General features: G+C 49.3%; 11 protein-coding genes and 1 rRNA gene. 2 read left to right on the top strand and 10 right to left on the bottom strand.

The features are described 5' to 3' along the window. From AC3Y23_RS23280 to AC3Y23_RS23240, 9 genes are all read right to left on the bottom strand, one after another. Positions 1 to 167: ribosomal RNA gene (locus AC3Y23_RS23280) — 16S ribosomal RNA — on the bottom strand; the annotation flags it as partial. A 647-nt stretch (positions 168 to 814) separates the two neighbouring features. After that, complete coding sequence (locus AC3Y23_RS23275) at positions 815 to 3,553, bottom strand: alpha-mannosidase (RefSeq protein WP_379203533.1); 2,739 nt, start codon at positions 3,551 to 3,553, stop codon at positions 815 to 817. A gap of 22 nt (positions 3,554 to 3,575) precedes the next feature. Then, complete coding sequence (locus AC3Y23_RS23270) at positions 3,576 to 6,737, bottom strand: beta-galactosidase (protein ID WP_379203531.1); 3,162 nt, start codon at positions 6,735 to 6,737, stop codon at positions 3,576 to 3,578. Beyond that, on the bottom strand, positions 6,734 to 8,053 hold the full coding sequence (locus tag AC3Y23_RS23265; RefSeq protein ID WP_379203529.1) for a glycoside hydrolase family 125 protein: 1,320 nt from the start codon (positions 8,051 to 8,053) through the stop codon (positions 6,734 to 6,736). Before AC3Y23_RS23265 ends, AC3Y23_RS23270 begins: the two co-directional genes overlap by 4 nt. A 101-nt stretch (positions 8,054 to 8,154) precedes the next feature. Then, entirely contained in the window at positions 8,155 to 9,072 is a 918-nt protein-coding gene (locus AC3Y23_RS23260; protein ID WP_379203527.1) for a carbohydrate ABC transporter permease, read from the bottom strand. Positions 9,073 to 9,096: 24 nt separating this feature from the next. After that, positions 9,097 to 10,029 (bottom strand): ABC transporter permease, encoded by a 933-nt coding sequence (locus AC3Y23_RS23255; protein WP_379203559.1) that lies wholly within the window; start codon positions 10,027 to 10,029, stop codon positions 9,097 to 9,099. 82 nt (positions 10,030 to 10,111) lie between these two features. After that, complete coding sequence (locus AC3Y23_RS23250) at positions 10,112 to 11,599, bottom strand: ABC transporter substrate-binding protein (protein ID WP_379203525.1); 1,488 nt, start codon at positions 11,597 to 11,599, stop codon at positions 10,112 to 10,114. 176 nt (positions 11,600 to 11,775) lie between these two features. Then, complete coding sequence (locus AC3Y23_RS23245) at positions 11,776 to 13,302, bottom strand: response regulator (protein WP_379203523.1); 1,527 nt, start codon at positions 13,300 to 13,302, stop codon at positions 11,776 to 11,778. A 3-nt stretch (positions 13,303 to 13,305) separates the two neighbouring features. After that, positions 13,306 to 15,117: a sensor histidine kinase gene (locus AC3Y23_RS23240; protein WP_379203521.1), complete on the bottom strand. Its 1,812-nt coding sequence runs from the start codon at positions 15,115 to 15,117 to the stop codon at positions 13,306 to 13,308. Positions 15,118 to 15,340: 223 nt separating this feature from the next. Between AC3Y23_RS23240 and AC3Y23_RS23235 the strand changes: the two genes are divergently transcribed. Then, positions 15,341 to 15,469, top strand: a complete 129-nt coding sequence (locus tag AC3Y23_RS23235) for a DUF4023 family protein (protein ID WP_083205578.1) — start codon at positions 15,341 to 15,343, stop codon at positions 15,467 to 15,469. Between the two features lie 127 nt (positions 15,470 to 15,596). On the opposite strand, the gene AC3Y23_RS23230 is transcribed toward AC3Y23_RS23235, so the two are convergent. Next, entirely contained in the window at positions 15,597 to 16,319 is a 723-nt protein-coding gene (locus AC3Y23_RS23230) for a stalk domain-containing protein (RefSeq protein ID WP_379203518.1), read from the bottom strand. A gap of 366 nt (positions 16,320 to 16,685) precedes the next feature. Here AC3Y23_RS23230 and AC3Y23_RS23225 point away from each other — a divergent pair, with 366 nt between their 5' ends. After that, on the top strand, positions 16,686 to 18,230 hold the full coding sequence (locus tag AC3Y23_RS23225; RefSeq protein WP_379203557.1) for an acetate--CoA ligase: 1,545 nt from the start codon (positions 16,686 to 16,688) through the stop codon (positions 18,228 to 18,230). Positions 18,231 to 18,286 lie beyond the last annotated feature (56 nt).

The following is an 18,286-nucleotide window of genomic DNA, read 5'->3' as shown; positions in this document are numbered from 1 at the left end:
CGTTTCCGGTAGTTATCCCAGTCTGTGGGGCAGGTTGCCTACGTGTTACTCACCCGTCCGCCGCTAAGTTGATTTGAAAGCAAGCTTTCAAATCAACCCCGCTCGACTTGCATGTATTAGGCACGCCGCCAGCGTTCGTCCTGAGCCAGGATCAAACTCTCCAAATAGGTTTTTTCGAGCGTTCACTTCCTCGAAATTACTCCAAGAAAATAACCATCCGAAAACTTATCGAAAAGAGCGATTGCTCATTTTGAAACATCTGACGAGAATTAAATTCTCATTTGTGAACTCACTTGCGTGAATTCGATACTCACTCGTTGTTCAGTTTTCAAAGATCAAGCTGTTCTCGTTGTCCACTCAATGTCTCAGCAGCAACTCTTATACTATATCATGTCCGGCGTTTTAATGTCAAGCTCTTTTTTTAATTTCTTTTTTCGAGCTCGGCATCGTTATTTCTTGGCCGGAATTAGAATATACCATGGATAAAAGACCATTGCAAGTGTTTTTTATTATTTTATTTAATATTACCCGCGCCATGACCATTTATCCCTGTATACAAGGTTTTGCATGTCCTGCCAACAGCACTGCATTTCAGTGATTCGTAAGAAGACACACTTATGTTCCTTCTATAAAGAATGTCCATCATTAAACTCAGTAGCTCTTGGGAGGTGATCTCCCCTACTATGCCCCATTACCCTTTTGATTAATACTTCAATCACTGTAGCTTTCAAATTCAAACATTCTTTAATTTGAAAAAGCCAGTCTCCATCCACGATGGAAACTGGCTTTAAAGGTAACATTCCGTACTTCGTTATTACTGTGCGTCCCCAATTTGAATTCCATAGGTCGCAATCCCGAAAGGACCGACCTTCAATGAATACGGACGATCTCCAGGATCTGCACATGGCGCCGTGCGCTCTTCCAGAATAGTCGTCTCATACAGATGCTCATGCGGAGCAATGACGTCCAGAGCCAGCTCTAAAGGCTGCTCAGCCATGTTGTACCAGCGAACCAGCAGGTCGCCAGTCTTTTCGTTCATTTTTACAGAGGAAAATGCGGCTGCTGTACCCTTCCATTGGAAAGGTGCATAGCCCGAGGCAAGCTTACCCTCATGAACCCCTGTCTGGAAGACAGTCCAAGGCACCTGGAATTGATAAGCCTCAGTATATGCTCCGGACGCAATGCGATCCCCGCTATGCGGAATTAGCTGCAGCTGTACCGTATGCTCGCCCAAGCACTGGGCTTCCGGTGTCGGGAACCAGCCCCAGTCTCCAAGTTCGCCCACGCTGCGCAGCAGGGTAACAGCCACTGTATTGCGGCCATCCCGCAAGATCTCGTACTCATTCAGCCCTAGATTAGCAACCGTAAGTCCGGCTTGGTCACTGCTGACATCAACAAAGTTCTGCTGATGCTGGGTATTACTCGGGTTCAGCCATTCGCTCGCCGGAACGTTATCCCGCGTAGCAATTTCGAACATAGAGTCAGCATGGTGCACATCAGTTACCAGATCGGTCGGGAACAGCATCCGTACCCGGTGATCCTTAGCGTTGTTATTAATAGTAGATTCGATAGACAGACCTCTGCCCTTACGTTCCAGTGACAGTACGGTACGAAGCTTCAACGTAACGGTCTCACGGCTGCGTTGTGCCTTACGTTCCGGGTAATAGACTAGGGCCCGCTGCTCTGCGTCCAGCAATTCATCAGCTGAGGCTGGAATCTCCCAGTCATGAAGTATTTCAATCGCAGCCCGGAAAGAAGTATCTTCAAGCACACGAATTTCGGCTTTCAAGCCTTTGGTGGTCAGCGGAACCTCGCCGTCCGGTTGTCTGTACATGTATTCATTACCAATATCGCCGGTATTCTCATACACGCCAAGATCATTATATGAAGTATTGCTGTTCTTATCGTGCAAGGTAAAGGAGCCATCATCGGCAATCTCCACTTTAATTCCATCGTTCTCAAGCACTCGCGCTGCATCCAATAAGGATACAAAGGCAGGAGCCGGCTCGGCCGACTTCACCCAAGCATAGGTACGAAGACCAAGCGCAGGTACATCAGACGCTTCAAACGTAAGTTTGATTTTACGGCACGAATAAGGCTGACGGAATTGATTGTCTGGCAGATCATAGCCGAAGCTCAGCCCGAGGTCTTCGATAGTGTAGGATACAGCGATGCCGTTCTCATCCACCAATTGATGTCCATCGAGGGAAACCTCTCGCATGCGGCGAGCGGTCTCTTCCAAAGAGAAGCCTTCACGCAGGTACAACCGCGCTGCATCCAATTCCACGCTGACCGTACCAGTACGGTTCCAGCCTGTTGTATTCATAACGACAAATGGCACAGCATCATTGCCGAATTTACTATAGCCAGAAGTATCAACGGCTTCAGCAATAAACCGGCCGCTATCCTCTACAATGCTTTCGGCCACATGACGGCTTTTATCAAACCGGGTAACCATTTCTCTGTGCACTTCATCCACGCTACAGCCGCAAATGCTGTCATGTGGATGGTTCTGCATCAGCGTCTTCCAAGCATAAGTGAACAGATGATGTGGATAAGATTGTCCTGCAAGCTTAGCGATAGAGGCCAAAGGCTCTGCCACTTTTTCCAGAATAGTCTGTCCCTTCTGATTCATCTGCTTCAGATAGACACGGGCTGAGGCCGTATTAACCAGGGTGCCCCATCCGTCGGTACGCTGGCTACGCAGCTCGCCTTTGACAGAAGAAAGCTCATCTTTCAGACTGTCTTTCAGAGCATCCAGATAATCCGGGAAGTTGGAATGAACGAACTCTGTATCCGGGTATAAAGCCTTTGCCGTCTCAATAGCTTCCGGAAGATCAGTCTGCAGCGGCTGGTGGTCGCATCCGTTCATGAACATCAGCTCGCTAGTCGAAGCATATTTCTCAGCATCTGCAAGCTTACGGTCCCAGAATTCTTTGGCGGCCCCTTCTTCTACTGGAACCTCGTTGCCGTTGGAATACCAATTAGCGAACAGGATACCGAGAATTTTAGAACCATCTGGACCCTCCCAGATCAGCTCGGAATAGGAGGATTCATAATCGCCGTCGGAGACGGTGTTATTGAAGCCAGTTGGCTTCACGCCGCGTCCGAAGAACGCGTTGGAGATTCCAGATTGCAGCATCAGCTGCGGAATTTGTCCGGTCAGACCAAAGGTATCAGGGAAATAACCGATTTTGGACGGCGTTCCGAATTTCTCAGCATCCTGGTGTCCGATCTGCATGTTGCGCACATTAGCTTCGCTGCTCGTCAGGAACGCATCTTGCAGAATGTACCAAGGTCCAATCAGAATTCGTCCTTCACGGATATACTGCTCCAGTTTCTCTTTGTTCTCCGGGCGAACCTGGAGATAATCCTCCAGAATGATCGTCTGTCCATCCAGGTAAAAGCTCTTAAAGGCCGATCCCTCATCAAGCTTCTTCAGGAGTGCATCCACCAGTTGAATCAGACGGACATGATGCTTCTCGTAAGGCAAATACCACTCCCGGTCCCAATGCGTGTGGGATACGATATGCGCTGTTCTTTTTTTAGCCATAAATCCATCTCTCCTCTCTAGTTCAGCCTTTGTGGCTTGTTATCGTTACTTCATCAGGTCTATATACGGACAGTAGGTGTCCTTCTGCATCGGTCGTGAACAGCACCGAACGCTCTTTTTCCAAAACAAAGCTGTACACGGTACCTGTTCCGACATCCTTCACTTTGACCTCGGTATCCCAGGCATACTCCGAAACAAAGACAAAGAGTGCTCCTTCGCTAAAGTCGAGCTTCCGCCCGTAGACACCCGGCAGATCACCTGAGGCCTGCCATTCGAGTTCTGCGCGTACTCCGGAAACTGCCACCGCATAGCGATACAATGCCGCAATCGGTTCATCCCGTTCATTCAGCTCCAGCGGTAGCGGGCTCCAGATCAACCGCCCCTTGCCTACAGCTACTTCCACTACAGCATCACCTTGTACAGATTGAGAAGTGGCTTTCGGAACCTCCTGCACAGACACTTCTTTAATAAGCTCTGCAATCCGCCGCTGTCCGTAGGACACAGGGAAGGTCAACCCATTCAGGTTCAGCCGCTCTTCTCTACGTACATTGTGAAGCTCCCGGCGACCCAGCAAATGATCCAGACGATCCGTTGGCTGCCAGTACGCGTCAAGGCCAAGGCTGCCAGTTACCAGCAAGGTCGCTCCAGTGCGCTCTACGAATGACAACAGTTTCTTCATCGCCTCATTATCGAGATTGTGCGCGCTTGGCAGCATGATCAGCTTCGGCGGCTGGGCTTCCAGAACCTCCAGATCATATTCCGACACTCCACGGAAAGGCAGATGCAACTGATAGGACATGATCCGCGTCAATCGTGTAGTGGCATCGTAAGCCAGCTTCCGGTTGGAGAAATCATTGGAATACGGGAAAATAACAGCGATATCCTCCAGCTTGCGTCCGTCGAACACGCCTCCGGCTTCGCCGATAAAACGGCCGAAATCATAAGACACATCAGCTTCAGGCTTCTCTGTACCGTCCGCACGAACCGCGCCGATCTGCGATTCATTGGCATTGTCCATATAGAAGTTCGTGTTCCAGATCCATTGCACGGCACCAGCGCCACCGGTAGCAAAAGCATACGCATATTTGCGCTCCAGAATGGACTGCAGTTCTTCCTCGCTCCGTTTAGCCCGTCCGTCCGGTGTCTCCACGTACATAATGCCAGTCTCCTGAACCAAATTCGGCTTGTTTGCCGTTTTGGCGAAGATGCCGCTCCAGAGCAGGCTGTCGTTCAGCCACCAGGTGTGAACGGTCGTGTAATCCACAGCCTGTTCATAGAAGAAAGGCGATGGCCGCTGCGCACCAAGTGCTTCGTCCTGGCCTACGGTAACCATATGGTTTGGACACAACTCTTTAATCGTTCCGTACAGCTCCTGCGCCCAGACATTATGCATATCCATCGAGAACAGGCAGTAATCCAGCCAGCGCGTACCGCGTTTGCCTGAGTGAATATCCTGGATGCTGAAGTTAATATCACTTTGCTCTGGAGGACGGGCAGCCGCGAAGTCCGGCAGCTCCAGTGGTGTCATGTTCCAGTGCTCCTGCAAAGTGGAGATGTTCCCGTGACGCTTTTCCAGCCAAGCTGAGAAGGCCTTGATCTCATGGATATCTCTGGCCGAGCTAGGTCCGTCCGAGAAAATGCGCGGCGGGTCGAACATCGACGGTTCATTAATAAGATCCCAATCCACGTGAGTCGTAGAACGATGCCGGGAGACAATTGAGCGAATAAACCGCTTCTGAGCCTCCACACTGCGGGGATCAAGATACGGATTCGTACCCTCCCAGGTCTCTGGTGTGAAGGAGAAGAAGGTGAAGGTCACTTGCAGGTCATGCCGTTTCGCAGTCAGGAAAAAGGCGTCAATGGCCCGCAGTACTTCTTCTGAGGCATGCCCATCCACTTGCATTACATTACGGTAAGCCGTCCAAATCCCCGTCCGAATCCAGTTAATTCCCGCCTTCTTCATCTGTGCCATATCCCGATCCCATACGTCCGCATTCGGCAGGAACAAGAACTTCCGTGCTACGTCGGAGGTCATATAAGTCATGCCCACCACCGGCAACGGCTTTCCATTCTTCACAAAATAATCTCTGCCAGCTGAAACGGGCTCACCTTGTGACAGCAGGGCTTCATCATGGCCCCACAGGCCTTGGAGCAGCACGCGTACTTCTCCATCCTCTGACTCCGCCCGGCAGACCAGCCGGTGCAGCCCGGGTTGAAGCTCGACTGGAACTGGAATCCGCAGGATGTTCAGTTCCCGGGTGACTTTCACCTCGCACGTATGGCTGAATAGAGCGCCAGCTTCTTCACCCTCTTTGTTCAGGGTGAAGGATAGCTTCCACTCAGTAGCTTCCTTGGATGAGGACGCCTTGCGGCTCAGGTTCTGGCTTTGCAGACTCAGCACTGGACGTTCTCCCGGCTCATAGGAAGCATAATTCGACTTCAGCCACAGCTCGGTTACACCCTTGGCGGCAAAAGCAGTCCAGCCCGCCAAAGCTGTCGCACCACCGTTCTCCCAGAAGCTCTGCCCCAGCGGCTGGTTAATGAACAGCCAGCGTCCTCCCTTAAAGGGACCGCCGACATGCTCCCACAATACCGCCGGAGCCGAGATTTCACGCCCCTGTGCCGACACGCCCTTCAGCAGCGCATAAATCCGCGTATCCATCGGTCCACTAGAGCCCATTTGCTCTGGCAAATCACTGCTCTTCGTGACATGCGGTACTAGATTCCAAGTGTTCGCAACCGGCAGAAGCTGCTCCTGCCCAGCGAAGAGCGGGATATCCGGGTGCGAGGTATACTCGCTGACCCGTTCCTTACTGCTCACCCGCAGCGCTTCATGAATATGAAGCTGACGGTGGTAGGCCGTCTGCTCTGCTTCGATATGCCACTCCCCAGCTTCCCAGGTCACCGGATGTTTGAACGGTGCGCCTCCAGCGCTGATCAAACCCCCACCTCTTTGCAAAAAAGCTACAATAGAAGGCCAGGCTGCCTTAGGAAAGTATGGCGCATGCAGGTTAATGAAGACCCCGCCTGCCGGAGCAGTATCCAGCGCTTCCGCTAGCCCGTGGCCATTAACGGATGCCACGGAGACACCCAGCAAGCCTGTCTCAATTCCCTGCGCAGCTCCAGTTGCAAGTTCTCCCGGAAACAGCGGATCACAAAAAACAATCACTCCTGTCGCGCTCACAGAATCCCTTCTTTCATCGCCCGGTAGACGAGCTGCGAGAAGAGACTGTTCGACCAAGCGAACCAACTTCTCGTAAAGACAGACGGATCATCAGCATGGAACCCTTCATGCATATATCCTGTTCCAGCGTCAGTGCTTTCCAATAGCTTGATCATTTCCAGCTTCTCTTCAGCAGATTGTGCCGTAATGCCCTGCATGGACAAGGCCATATGCCAGACGTAATCCTTCGGTGTATGTGGGCTGCCGATACCTTTAGCGGCGGTTCCTTCAAAGTAGAACGGATTCTCCTTGCTAAGAGCGAACCGTCTCGTGTTCTGGTATATTGGATCATCCGCTGTGGTATACCCCAGGTAAGGGATGGAGATCAGTCCTGGTGTTCCCGCATCATCCATCAGACAGTAGTTCCCGAAGCCATCTGTCTCATAAGCATAAATCGGCCCAAATTCAGGGTGACGGTAAATGCCGTATAGCTTAATACCATGATCCACTTCGAATTCAAGTTCCTTCAGCTCGGCCAGGAAATCGAGATCGCGGAAGACCCACTCTGCAAATTCCTGCATCTGACGCAACGCCACCACAGCGAACATGTTGCCTGGAATGTTGTAGTGGAAATCACAAGCATCATCACTGGAGCGGAAGCCGGACCAGATCATTCCGGTATAGTTGACCGGCATGCCAAGTCCTCCATTACGCAGCGAGTCCTCAGGAATGCCATTATTGCGAGTGAAGCGGTATGGAGACTGCTCAAAATGATGCTGCTCTCTTTTGAACAGATCTACGATAAGGCGCAGGGCCGACTTGAATCCGGCATCGAAGAAATCGGTAAGTCCTGTCTCTTTCCAGTACGTGTAGGCCAGGCGAATCACGAAGCACAACGAATCAATCTCGAACTTCCGCTCCCACACCCACGGCGACATCTCAGTCACATCCGTCGTATTCCAGTGCCAATCATTAGCTGATTCGTTGAATGCATTCGCATAAGGATCAACATGGATGTATTGGATATGCCGCTTGATCAACCCGCCGATGATGCGCTGCAAGTCCGGATCATTCTTGGCCAGTGGCACATAATGAATTACTTGTTCTACCGAATCGCGCAGCCACGAAGCTGGAATGTCTCCGGTAATGACAAAGGTTGTTCCGTCATCCAATAGCTTTGTGGTCGTCTCCAGCGTATTTGGGAAACAGTTCTTGAACAGCTGTAGCAGCTTCGGACGATGGGCCAGCTTTTCTTCAGCTTCCGCCAGCACTTCCTGCACTGCTTTTGGCAAAGTAAGTTGTGGCATCGCTATTTTGGGTAGTCTGAATTGTTCCAAGGAATATACTCTCCTTTTATATATGTTATCGAATGATTAAGATTGATCTCAGGAAAATTACAGGGGTAACATTGCGGAAAATGTTTAGACTTTCAGATGTATTACTCTTTCACCGCACCTACAGTAAGCCCCTGTATGAAATAGCGCTGGAAGAACGGATAAGCGAAAATAATCGGTCCTGTAGCCAGCACGACCATCGCCATACGAGAAGTATCTTGTGGCATCGAGCGCAAGGCTTCCAGGCTGAGCGAGCTGTTCTGTGAATTCTGTAATAGGAACTGCATACTGGTCTCGATTCGCATTAGCATGGATTGCAGCGGTACGAGATTCGGAGTGTCGATGTAGAGTAGGGCGTTGAACCAGTCATTCCAGTAGCCAAGTGTGCTGAACAACGCAATCGTAGCCAGACCTGGCAGCGACAACGGCAGCACTAGCGTGAGGAAAATCCGGAACTCGCCGGCTCCGTCGATTTTACCCGACTCGATAATAGCGTCAGGCACGCTGGTCGTATAGAACGTTCGCAAGATCATAATATAGAACGCGTTAACAGCCAGCGGCAGCACCAGCGCCCAGATGGTATCCTTCAGGTGCAGCAATTGAGTGACTACGATATAAGTCGGTACCAAACCACCGTTGAACAGCATAGTGAAGAAAGCAAGGAACGAAAAGAAATTACGATACCGGAAGCTTTTACGCGAAATAGCATAAGCATAAAAAGACATCAATAACAGACTGACGATCGTTCCGAGCACAGTAACTAGAATAGTAACGCCATAGGAACGAAGCAGCATATCCCCGGACTCAAAAACATAACGGTATGCTCCGAGGCTCCATTTGGACGGGATTAACCGGTAGCCGTCTCTTGCCAGCGCTCCTTCATCGGTGAAGGAGATGATGACAACGAACAGAAACGGAAATACGCAGAGAAAGGCAAAAATTCCGGCGATCAAGTTAAATAACACATTCATTGGTTTGGACAATTGATGAAAATCGCGTTCTTTACGCGTAATTGATGACATATGGGCACACTCCTTTCAGGTGATTTAGAACAATGCGCTGTCTTTGTCGTATTTGCGCACCACATAGTTCGAGAACATGACGAGCGTGAACCCGACGAGCGACTGATAAAGACCTGCCGCTGTACTCATGCCAATCTCACCCGTACTCTTGAGACCTTGATAGACATAGGTGTCAATAACGTTCGTGACGCTGTACAAGGTACCGGAATTACGAGGCACCTGATAGAAGAGGCCGAAGTCGGCATAGAAAATTTTCCCTACAGCAAGCAGGGTCATAATGGTAAGAATCGGTCTTAAAAGCGGCAGCGTAATGTTGCGGATCTGTTGGAGTTTGCTGGCCCCGTCGATCATCGCCGCTTCATAGAGTGACTTGTCGATCCCCATAATGGCAGCCAGATAGACGACACTGTTGTAGCCGACGGCTTTCCATAGATATACGAGGATGAGGATCAGCGGCCAATATTTCTTTTCCGAATACCATTGCACAGACTCCGCACCGAAATAGCCCATAATCTGGTTCAGCATGCCACGTTCGGAGCTGAGGAAGCTGAAGGCAAAGTAGCCGACGACAACCCATGACAGAAAATAAGGCAGGAACATTCCGGTCTGATAGACCTTAGCGAGTTTTTTATTAACGATTTCCGATAGCACGACTGCCAGCAGAACAGACAAAGCTAGTCCTACTATAATAAATGCCGCGTTATAGAGCAGCGTATTACGTGTAATGATATAGGCATCATTGGTGGTAAACAGGAACTTGAAGTTGTCGAGCCCCACCCATTTGCTGTTGACGATACTGGCCCAAAAGCCGTCTCTACTAAAGCGATACTCCTTAAAAGCGATAACCGTCCCTAGCATCGGTAGATATGAAAAGAAGAGGAACCAAAGGGTACCCGGTAGAACCATAAACAGCATAACCTTGTTTTTGTTGATATTTCCGAAAAATTCTCGGGCCATTCTCACAGTGAATCCCTCCTGAATGGTAAAGAAGACCGGGCAAGAGTCTCACCCCGCCCGCGTCTTCTGTTCCAATGATGTATTACTTGTTGTTCGCCGCTTTCCAAGCATCAATTTGCGATTGGGCTTCGGCAATGATCTTGTCCAGTCCAGCGGCTTTAAATTTCTCATTGGCCTTGGCCAGGTATTCATTCGGATCTACAGTTCCGGTCATCAGCGGCGCCCAGAATTCTTCCTTCACGTTCTGAACAGCTGCAATCTCACTTGTTACTTTCGAAGTGTCGAAGTTGAATCCGAGGAGCGGAGCGTTCACACCGGAATCGTTGAATTTCTTGAAGAGTTCCCATTTATCATCAGGGTCTTCTTCGTTCAGGTAGTTAAGCATGATGTTACCGAGCGAGAAGGTAGGCATATCGTAGTTCTTGGATTCCGGCAAGTTCTTCATCCGGTTCTCGCCAACTTTCTCATAGTGCACACCTTCAATCCCGGAATCGATCATATTGCGAAGTACCGGATCGGTATTCAGCAAGTTCAGGAATTCCATAGCTTTATCTGGGTTAGGTGAGTTGGCAGAGATAGCCTGCATGGAACCCATAACAGACCAGTTATAAACGTACGGCTTGCTGGCTGGTTTTGAGACTACCGGATAGCCGTAGCTCGCTGACCACAGGTTGTCTGCCATCGGTTGGCTGGTTGCACGATCCATGAACCAGTTGCTGGACTTGTAGAGATCGTCTACGGAAGTCGTTGTTGCTACCTCAGGTGAAATATAACCTGCCTTGTAATATTTGCGAATGGTTTCAAGACTGTTTTTCAATTCCGGTGTTTCCAGAATGTTCACGACTTTATAGTCCTTGGTGTCCATATATACAGCCATCGGCATCTTCTCGATGATGTAGTCGAACGGCAGTACCGGCATGAAATCCTTCACCATCGCATAAGGCGTGATGTTAGGCTCATTTTCCTTGATAGTCTTCAGCAGCGGCTCTAGGCTCTCTAAGGAGTCGACTTTATCAATGTCCAGCTTGTACTTGTCCACCAGGTCTTTATTAAAGCGCCATACTTCTTGGGCTGGAAGCTCTTTGTTCGCAGGCACCGCATAGTTATGACCATCTACTTTGGAACCTTCCAGGAAAGCAGGGTCAATGGTGTCTTTGATGCCTTTGCCGTATTTCTCAAGCAAGTCATCCAGTTCCATAAATGCACCTTTGCGGGCATTTTGTACATAATCGAAAGCCCAGGAGCTGGTGAACATAAGATCCATCGGCTCGCCAGAAGCGACTTTCACTTGCATTTTTTGTGTATAGTCACCGAAATCAATCATGTTCATTTTCAGAGTTGCGTTGATCTTAGGCTGAATATATTTGTTAACCTCGTCCACAACCATGTTCATGTCCTTTTGTGGGGGCCCGATCGTGTACCAGATCAGTTCAACTGGCTTTTCTGATTTACCACCGTTCCCGGAAGCATTCTCATTGTTGGTATTGCCTCCACCACAAGCGGTGAGCGCAAGCGAAAGCGCCATCATAGATGTCAGCATCAGAGATAATCTTTTTTTGTTCTTGCTCATGTTCGTATAACCTCCCCTTATGTTTACCTCAGTATCGCTGCATAACCCGGAATTATACCTCGCGATATTTCCTTCAAGGACTATTTATACTGTAATTTATGAAAGCATTTTCAAACAGAAGCTAAACTAAATAAAAGGTGTAAAAAATAAAGAAAAGGACTTGCTTAGCTTATGTGCTAAACAAGCCCTTTATATTCGGTTGGAGAGATCCCTACATGCTTTTTGAATTGCTTGTAAAAGTATCCAGTCTCCCAATATCCCACGTTCCGAGCGATTTCATGAACCTTGAGCGAACCGGTTCGCAGTTGCTCCTTAGCTTTCTCAATCCGGTACTTGTTAATATACTCTGTGAAGGATTCACCAACTTCTTTGTGGAACAATTGCCCCAGATACACGGGGTGAATATTATATTGTGTCCCAAGGGTCTTCAATGAGATATCTTCGCTGTAGGATTGATGAATATGGTTAAGCACCTGCTGAACTACAGGGCTTTTCACATCACGGATCAGTGCATCTATAGTATATGCTGCCGCTTCCTTCAAAATATCCGCCCAATCGGCGATGGATGATGTTGCACGAATTTTATGAAGTCCTTCTTTAAAAAACTCGGGTTCCTCCGCATGCCGGATCTCCTTGAGCTGCATTTTGAAGCGGATTAGCCATTCCGTAGCTACGTCCTGGATCAATTCTGGTGTAATTCCCTCCATCCTCCGCAGCTGCTCAAAGTTCTGATTAATCCTTTGCAGCAGACCCTCCGTGTCCTTCGCCATAATCAGCTTGAGATCCTCTTCCCAGTTAACTGGAAGCTCCAAGCTAATCTCCTCTCGCCCTTCTTGCAAATTCTCATAGCAGATATAACTGTGTTCGGGGAACAACATAAAATATTCCTGTGCCCGCTTCGCCTGTGTATAGCTCAGTGCTACATTGTCCTCGGTTTCCTGTACACTTCCTACTGAAAGATACAGTTGCTGGTAGGTAGCTAGCGCCGGAGCGGCCAGCAATTGCTGATGAATAGATTCCGCCCCTTCCTTGCCGCGTTGGTATTCGCTGAGCATGTGCAGCATCACGATGTCCCCATCCATATCCTGAAACGGAATGACGCCGGGAATACCATTCAATGCCTCAACAACCGCAGAAAATAGTTCGGACACGCGCTGCTCAGATCGTAGCAATGCGACCTGGGCCAGCGGCTTGTCGATGACAATCCCCAGAAAGTCGGCCCGTTCCTGAAATTCCTGCGGAGCAATCTGATTTCTCAACCATCGGTGCATAACATTATCTCTTAAAATTGAAATGCTGTGTTCATTCAGCCTATAGTCTGCTCTGGATTCATTCAGCTTCTCGGCGATGGTACTCAGCGTAGCCTTAAATTCTTTCAGATTGATCGGCTTCAAAAGATAATTCTCAATGCCAAGGGCCATTCCTTCCTTTAAGTACCCAAATTCATCGTAACCGCTTAAAATAATCGTTTTAATCTCCGGCTGAAATTCCCGAACACTACGGATGAGATCCAGTCCATTCATCTGCGGCATGGAAATGTCTGTGATCAGTACGTCGACCCGCACCGACCTCAGTGACTCCAGCGCTTCCTGTCCATTGCCCGCCTGACCAACAATCTCCATGCCAAAGCTGGCCCAATCGACAATATCATACAATCCTTCGATGATGAACGGTTCATCATCCACAATGAATACTCTGTACATGGCTCACTCATCCTCTCCCAAATCGGGGAAATACACCGTCACTGTCGTACCCTTACCCTCTTCGCTGTTCAGTTCAAGGCCATGCGGCGCCCCATACAGCAGCTGGAGCCGCTCGTGAATGCTGCGCAGGCCAAAGGACTCCGATGATTCATCGGCCTGATGCAGCCTCTGCTGCAATTCCTCCAGTCTACCTGGGGTGATGCCACGCCCGTTATCTGTTACTACAGTACGAAGAATATCTTCTTCTTTGGTCACAGTCACAGTGATGTGATTATCACTGCGATCCGCCCGCATGCCGTGCAAAATGTAATTCTCGATAATGGGCTGCAGCGACATTTTCATGACCACTTTTCCCTCCAGCTCCCGCTCACAACGCAGTTCGTAAGAGAACCTGTCCTTGTAACGAATCCGGAACAGCTCCAGATACAGCCGGCAGGCTTCCAGTTCATCTTTCAGCGTATGCTTGGGCTTAGGATGCACGTAGCTTTTGAAAAGTACCGACAAGCTATATATCATCTCACCGACATCTTCGGCTCCCTGTGAAATGGCCCGCATTCGGATGACCTCAAGGGTGTTATATAGAAAATGAGGATTCACTCTGGCCTCTAGCGCCGCAATTTCCGTGTGCTTCTGCTTGATTTCGGCCTTAAATACCCGATCAATGTAAAGATTGAGTTCATCCAACATATCGTTAAAGCTTTTAGAAATCTGACCCAGTTCATCTTCCTTAACATCAGCAATCCGGGCATTCAGATCTCCGTTCTTAACCTTACGAGTGAATTTGATGATGCCCCGTGTACGCTTGGCAAAATTACTAATAAAGAGTGAGGCCGTAATAATCGCGAATGCAATACATAATAAACAAATCGTAAGAACTGTATTCCCCAAGCCACGATAAGTGGCTGCAAGTTCTTCCTTAGGAACGATACTAAGCACAGTAAAGCCGCCTTGGCCATGTGTCAGCTTCGTAATCGTCATGCCGTTGACCTCTTCACCATCCGTGTAGGCAGAACTTACCAGCTCCATATTCGGATATTTGGCCCCATAATATCGACCTGAAGTATCGAATAGCACATCGCCGTCGGCCGACAACGCCAGAATGGTGCCTTTGAAATCATTCTTATCGTTGCCCATGCTGTTCCACACTCGCTCAGCATCGAAATAGACGAGCAGTTGGCCAATATTGCGCAGCGACTGCTTGTTATTAATGGGAGTGCGCACCGAGAACATCGGCGTATCGGCAAGAGCAATGCTTTTGCGTACCCAAATATTCGGAACTGAGACATTGACTGCTTCTTCCGCATACATGGCATCGGGAACAAAGGAATGGGCTGCATTCGCAGCGATGATCTCAAACTGCTTGTGCGAATTAAAGACATAGAGCTGCTGTTCTGCAGCGCTATACAATATCAAGTTACGAATACCGGGATCATCCTCAAGTTTGTTCTTGAAATACTGTACGGTGTCGGTGGTTGAATTACTCTCGTTGAAATACCGATCCAACCGGTAACGGATGTAATTCTCATAGGGATGCTCCAACAAGTACGCCGTATTCGAGGTCAGCTCGCTATCCCGGTAAATATCGATCATCATAGACTGCACCAGATCATACTTCTGCCCGATATAATGACTAACGCTTTCAACTGTCCGTTTCTGAATCTCCATTTGCCGCTGTACTGCCGCCTGAGACATCAGGTGAAACATTAAATAAGAGAACGTAATGATAGTGACGACCGCAACGATCGAGAACAACAGGATGATCTTGATGAATACATTATGTTGAAAATATTTTCTGTACATCTTCCCCAGAAGCATGTTCATCCTCCTGTTTTTTGATGAAGCCGCGCTTCATTTGCACTGCTATCCTATAGTATATCACGAAAATGACAGCGCTTGCGGAAATGCTCGTCTTGCAAACTATCCCAAAAATTAAAGATTCTCTGCAAAAATTAAAGATCATGCAGGGATTATGTATGTTTTACAGCCCATCTGGTTACAGTAACAGCAAGTTTATCAAGGCGAGGAGGCGCAAGGAGTAATGGATGATACACATGAGTATGTGGAGAAGCTGCATGACACGCAGAAAAAAGCGGAGAAGAGCAAGCACCGGGGACAAGGCAGTCCTGAAGCAAAGCTACCCAACAAGCAGCACAGCACCAAAAAATAAAAGCATCCGGGAGCGCAGCAGTTGGACTGCGGCCTACCCGCAAACTCATAACAGCCCGGCTATCCGTGAAGAGATATGCCGGGCTGTTTTATGGGCTGAATCTTTTATGAGGTGAAGCTTAATGAGATTATTTGCTTAATTTTGCTACACCTACTGCTACTTTCTCCAATTGTGCTTTGCTGAGGCTCTTATCCGGAGAACTGATCGTTACCACCCGGTCATTCAGGTTGAAGCCCAGCAGTTGCGTGTCGCTGGAAGGGCTGTACCATTTGGCTTTAACACCATTGGACAGTTGGACCGCTTGGCTGGCATAACCGCCTGAATAGTCTCTGGCCGAAATCACGATTCTCATATGCTTGAACAGGAAGCTCACACCATCATCGGAGGAGGCCACTTTATCAAAAGCATCGCCTTTGGTCATTTGTGTTGGGGCATAGGCTGTCTCAAAGCCTTTGAACTGGGCAAAGGCCTTCTGAATTGCCTGCTTTTGCGCAGCGGTGTATTGGATGGCTGACAGCTCATTGGTCGATCCACCATTGCTTGGTGCAGAGCCGCCATCGTTTTTACCGATAATGACCTGATTAGTCTTACCGTCAAAAGTGACCGGCACCTTCAGCGCATCCGCCAGCGCCCGAACTGGCAGGTAGGTCGTATCCTTATACGTAATCGGTGCCAGCTTGTTGCCGTTGCCATCGACTGGTGTATAAGCGGAACCGTTAACTTTGAAGCCAAGGCCATGATTAAGGTACGCACTGATCTTTTCTAAATTGGTTCCTGCATAAACCCCCGCTGAACCTGTCACTGCCATCCCGAACACCATTGTTGCTATGATCATTTTTTTGCTTTTCATCTGAGATCGTCTCCTTGAAGTTTGGTGTGCTGTGCTGCATTTCATAGTCTTATTAAACCAATGAGTTGTTTCCAAACTGTATCCATGATGTAAAGAAGTATTTCACAGCGGGGCGTAAGACTATTTAAGCTCAACTTAAGATCCGCCGTAAGGCTCGGTCGTCACTACGGTGAATGTTTGGACTTCCGGTCGCTGTTTCACAAAATATTCTTTTTAATCAGCCTGGAGAACACCTTCCCAGCATCTGGAATTTAAATAACGTGCTATACTTAATGAATCTGCTGCACACATTCTATTCATTAGGAGAGGTTCAACTTGAACAACCCACACTGGATCGCACCGGAAACTTATAATCTGACTTCGGAGATGGAACACCATCCACCGGAGAAAATAGCATTGAAATGGCTTAGTGATCACGGAGATTACGAGGAAATCACTTACGGGGAGCTGCGCAAGCAGGCCAACCGTCTGGCTGGAGGTCTGTCGAGTCTAGGTCTCCACCAGGGAGACCGCGTGCTGGTCATGGTTCCAAGAAGAATCATCGCTTATGTAATCTATTTGGCTTGTCTGAAGCTGGGACTGGCTGTCATTCCTTCATCAGAGATGCTGCGTGCCAAGGATCTGTCCTACCGGTTGCGGCACTCGGAGGCTAGAGCTGTCATCGCTTGGTCCGACACTACAAATGAAGTAGATCTCATCGCTGACGATCTGCCTGCCCTTGATTACCGTCTGGCCGTGACCGGAACGACGGAGTATCAGGAAGGTGCCACAGGCTGGGTACATCTGGAGGGCCTCATGGCCGATCAGCCGGATGTCTATCCAACAGCAGCCAGCCATCGGGACGATATCGCCATATTGGCTTATACCTCCGGCACAACCGGCAATCCCAAGGCAGTGGTACATAGCCATGGCTGGGGTTATGCCCACTTGCGAATTACCTCCTCACTCTGGCTCGATATTCGCGAGTCGGATACGGTATGGGCAACAGCTGCGCCGGGTTGGCAGAAGTGGATCTGGAGTCCCTTCCTGTCTGTGCTGGGCAACGGGGCAACTGGCTTTGTGTATAATGGCGCTTTTGGGCCGAAACGCTTTTTGCAACTGCTGCAGGATCAGGGCATTCAAGTTTTGTGCTGCACACCGACAGAATACCGCCTAATGGCCAAGACTGAAGGACTGGAGCATTACGACCTGTCTCAGCTCCGCTGCGCCGTCTCTGCCGGTGAACCGCTGAACCAGGAAGTCATTCATACCTTCCAGCGGCACTTCGATATCACGATCCGTGACGGCTATGGCCAGACCGAAAGCACGCTGATTATTGCCGCGCTTAAGGACAAGCCTGTCCGAATTGGCTCTATGGGCCAATCCATCGCGCCGGGCCTCGTGGAGGTCATTGACGAGGATGGTATCCCACTGCCGGCTGGCGTTGTTGGGGATATTGCCGTGCATCTCAGCATGCCGGCCTTGTTCAAAACCTACTACAAGGACCCTGAACGCAAGTCCAACGCCTCGCATGGCGAGTACTTCGTCACCGGAGACCGGGCGCGCAAGGACGAGGACGGATATTTCTGGTTCGAGGGCCGTGGCGATGACATTATCATCAGCTCAGGCTATACGATTGGCCCTTTTGAAGTAGAGGATGCGCTTATGAAACATGCCGCTGTCAAGGAATGTGCCGTTGTCGCCAGTCCTGATGAGATTCGCGGCCATGTAGTCAAAGCCTTTGTCGTGCTCAAGGATGAATATGAGGGCGCAGCCGAACTGGTTAAGGAACTCCAGACCCATGTCAAGGAGATCACTGCCCCTTATAAATATCCACGTAAAATCGAGTTTGTCGCTGACCTCCCCAAGACAGCCTCAGGTAAAATCCGGCGGGTGGAACTGCGCCAGCAGGAGCAGCGCGCTGCGGAGTAAGCGAGAATATCGGTATGATAGTTCGAGCTAATCATCATAGAAAAAGCAGCCCCCAA

The organism is Paenibacillus sp. MAHUQ-45 (assembly GCF_058133325.1).
The sequence above is the reverse complement of the archived record's forward strand: the minus strand, read 5'-3'. Positions and strand labels throughout refer to the sequence as shown.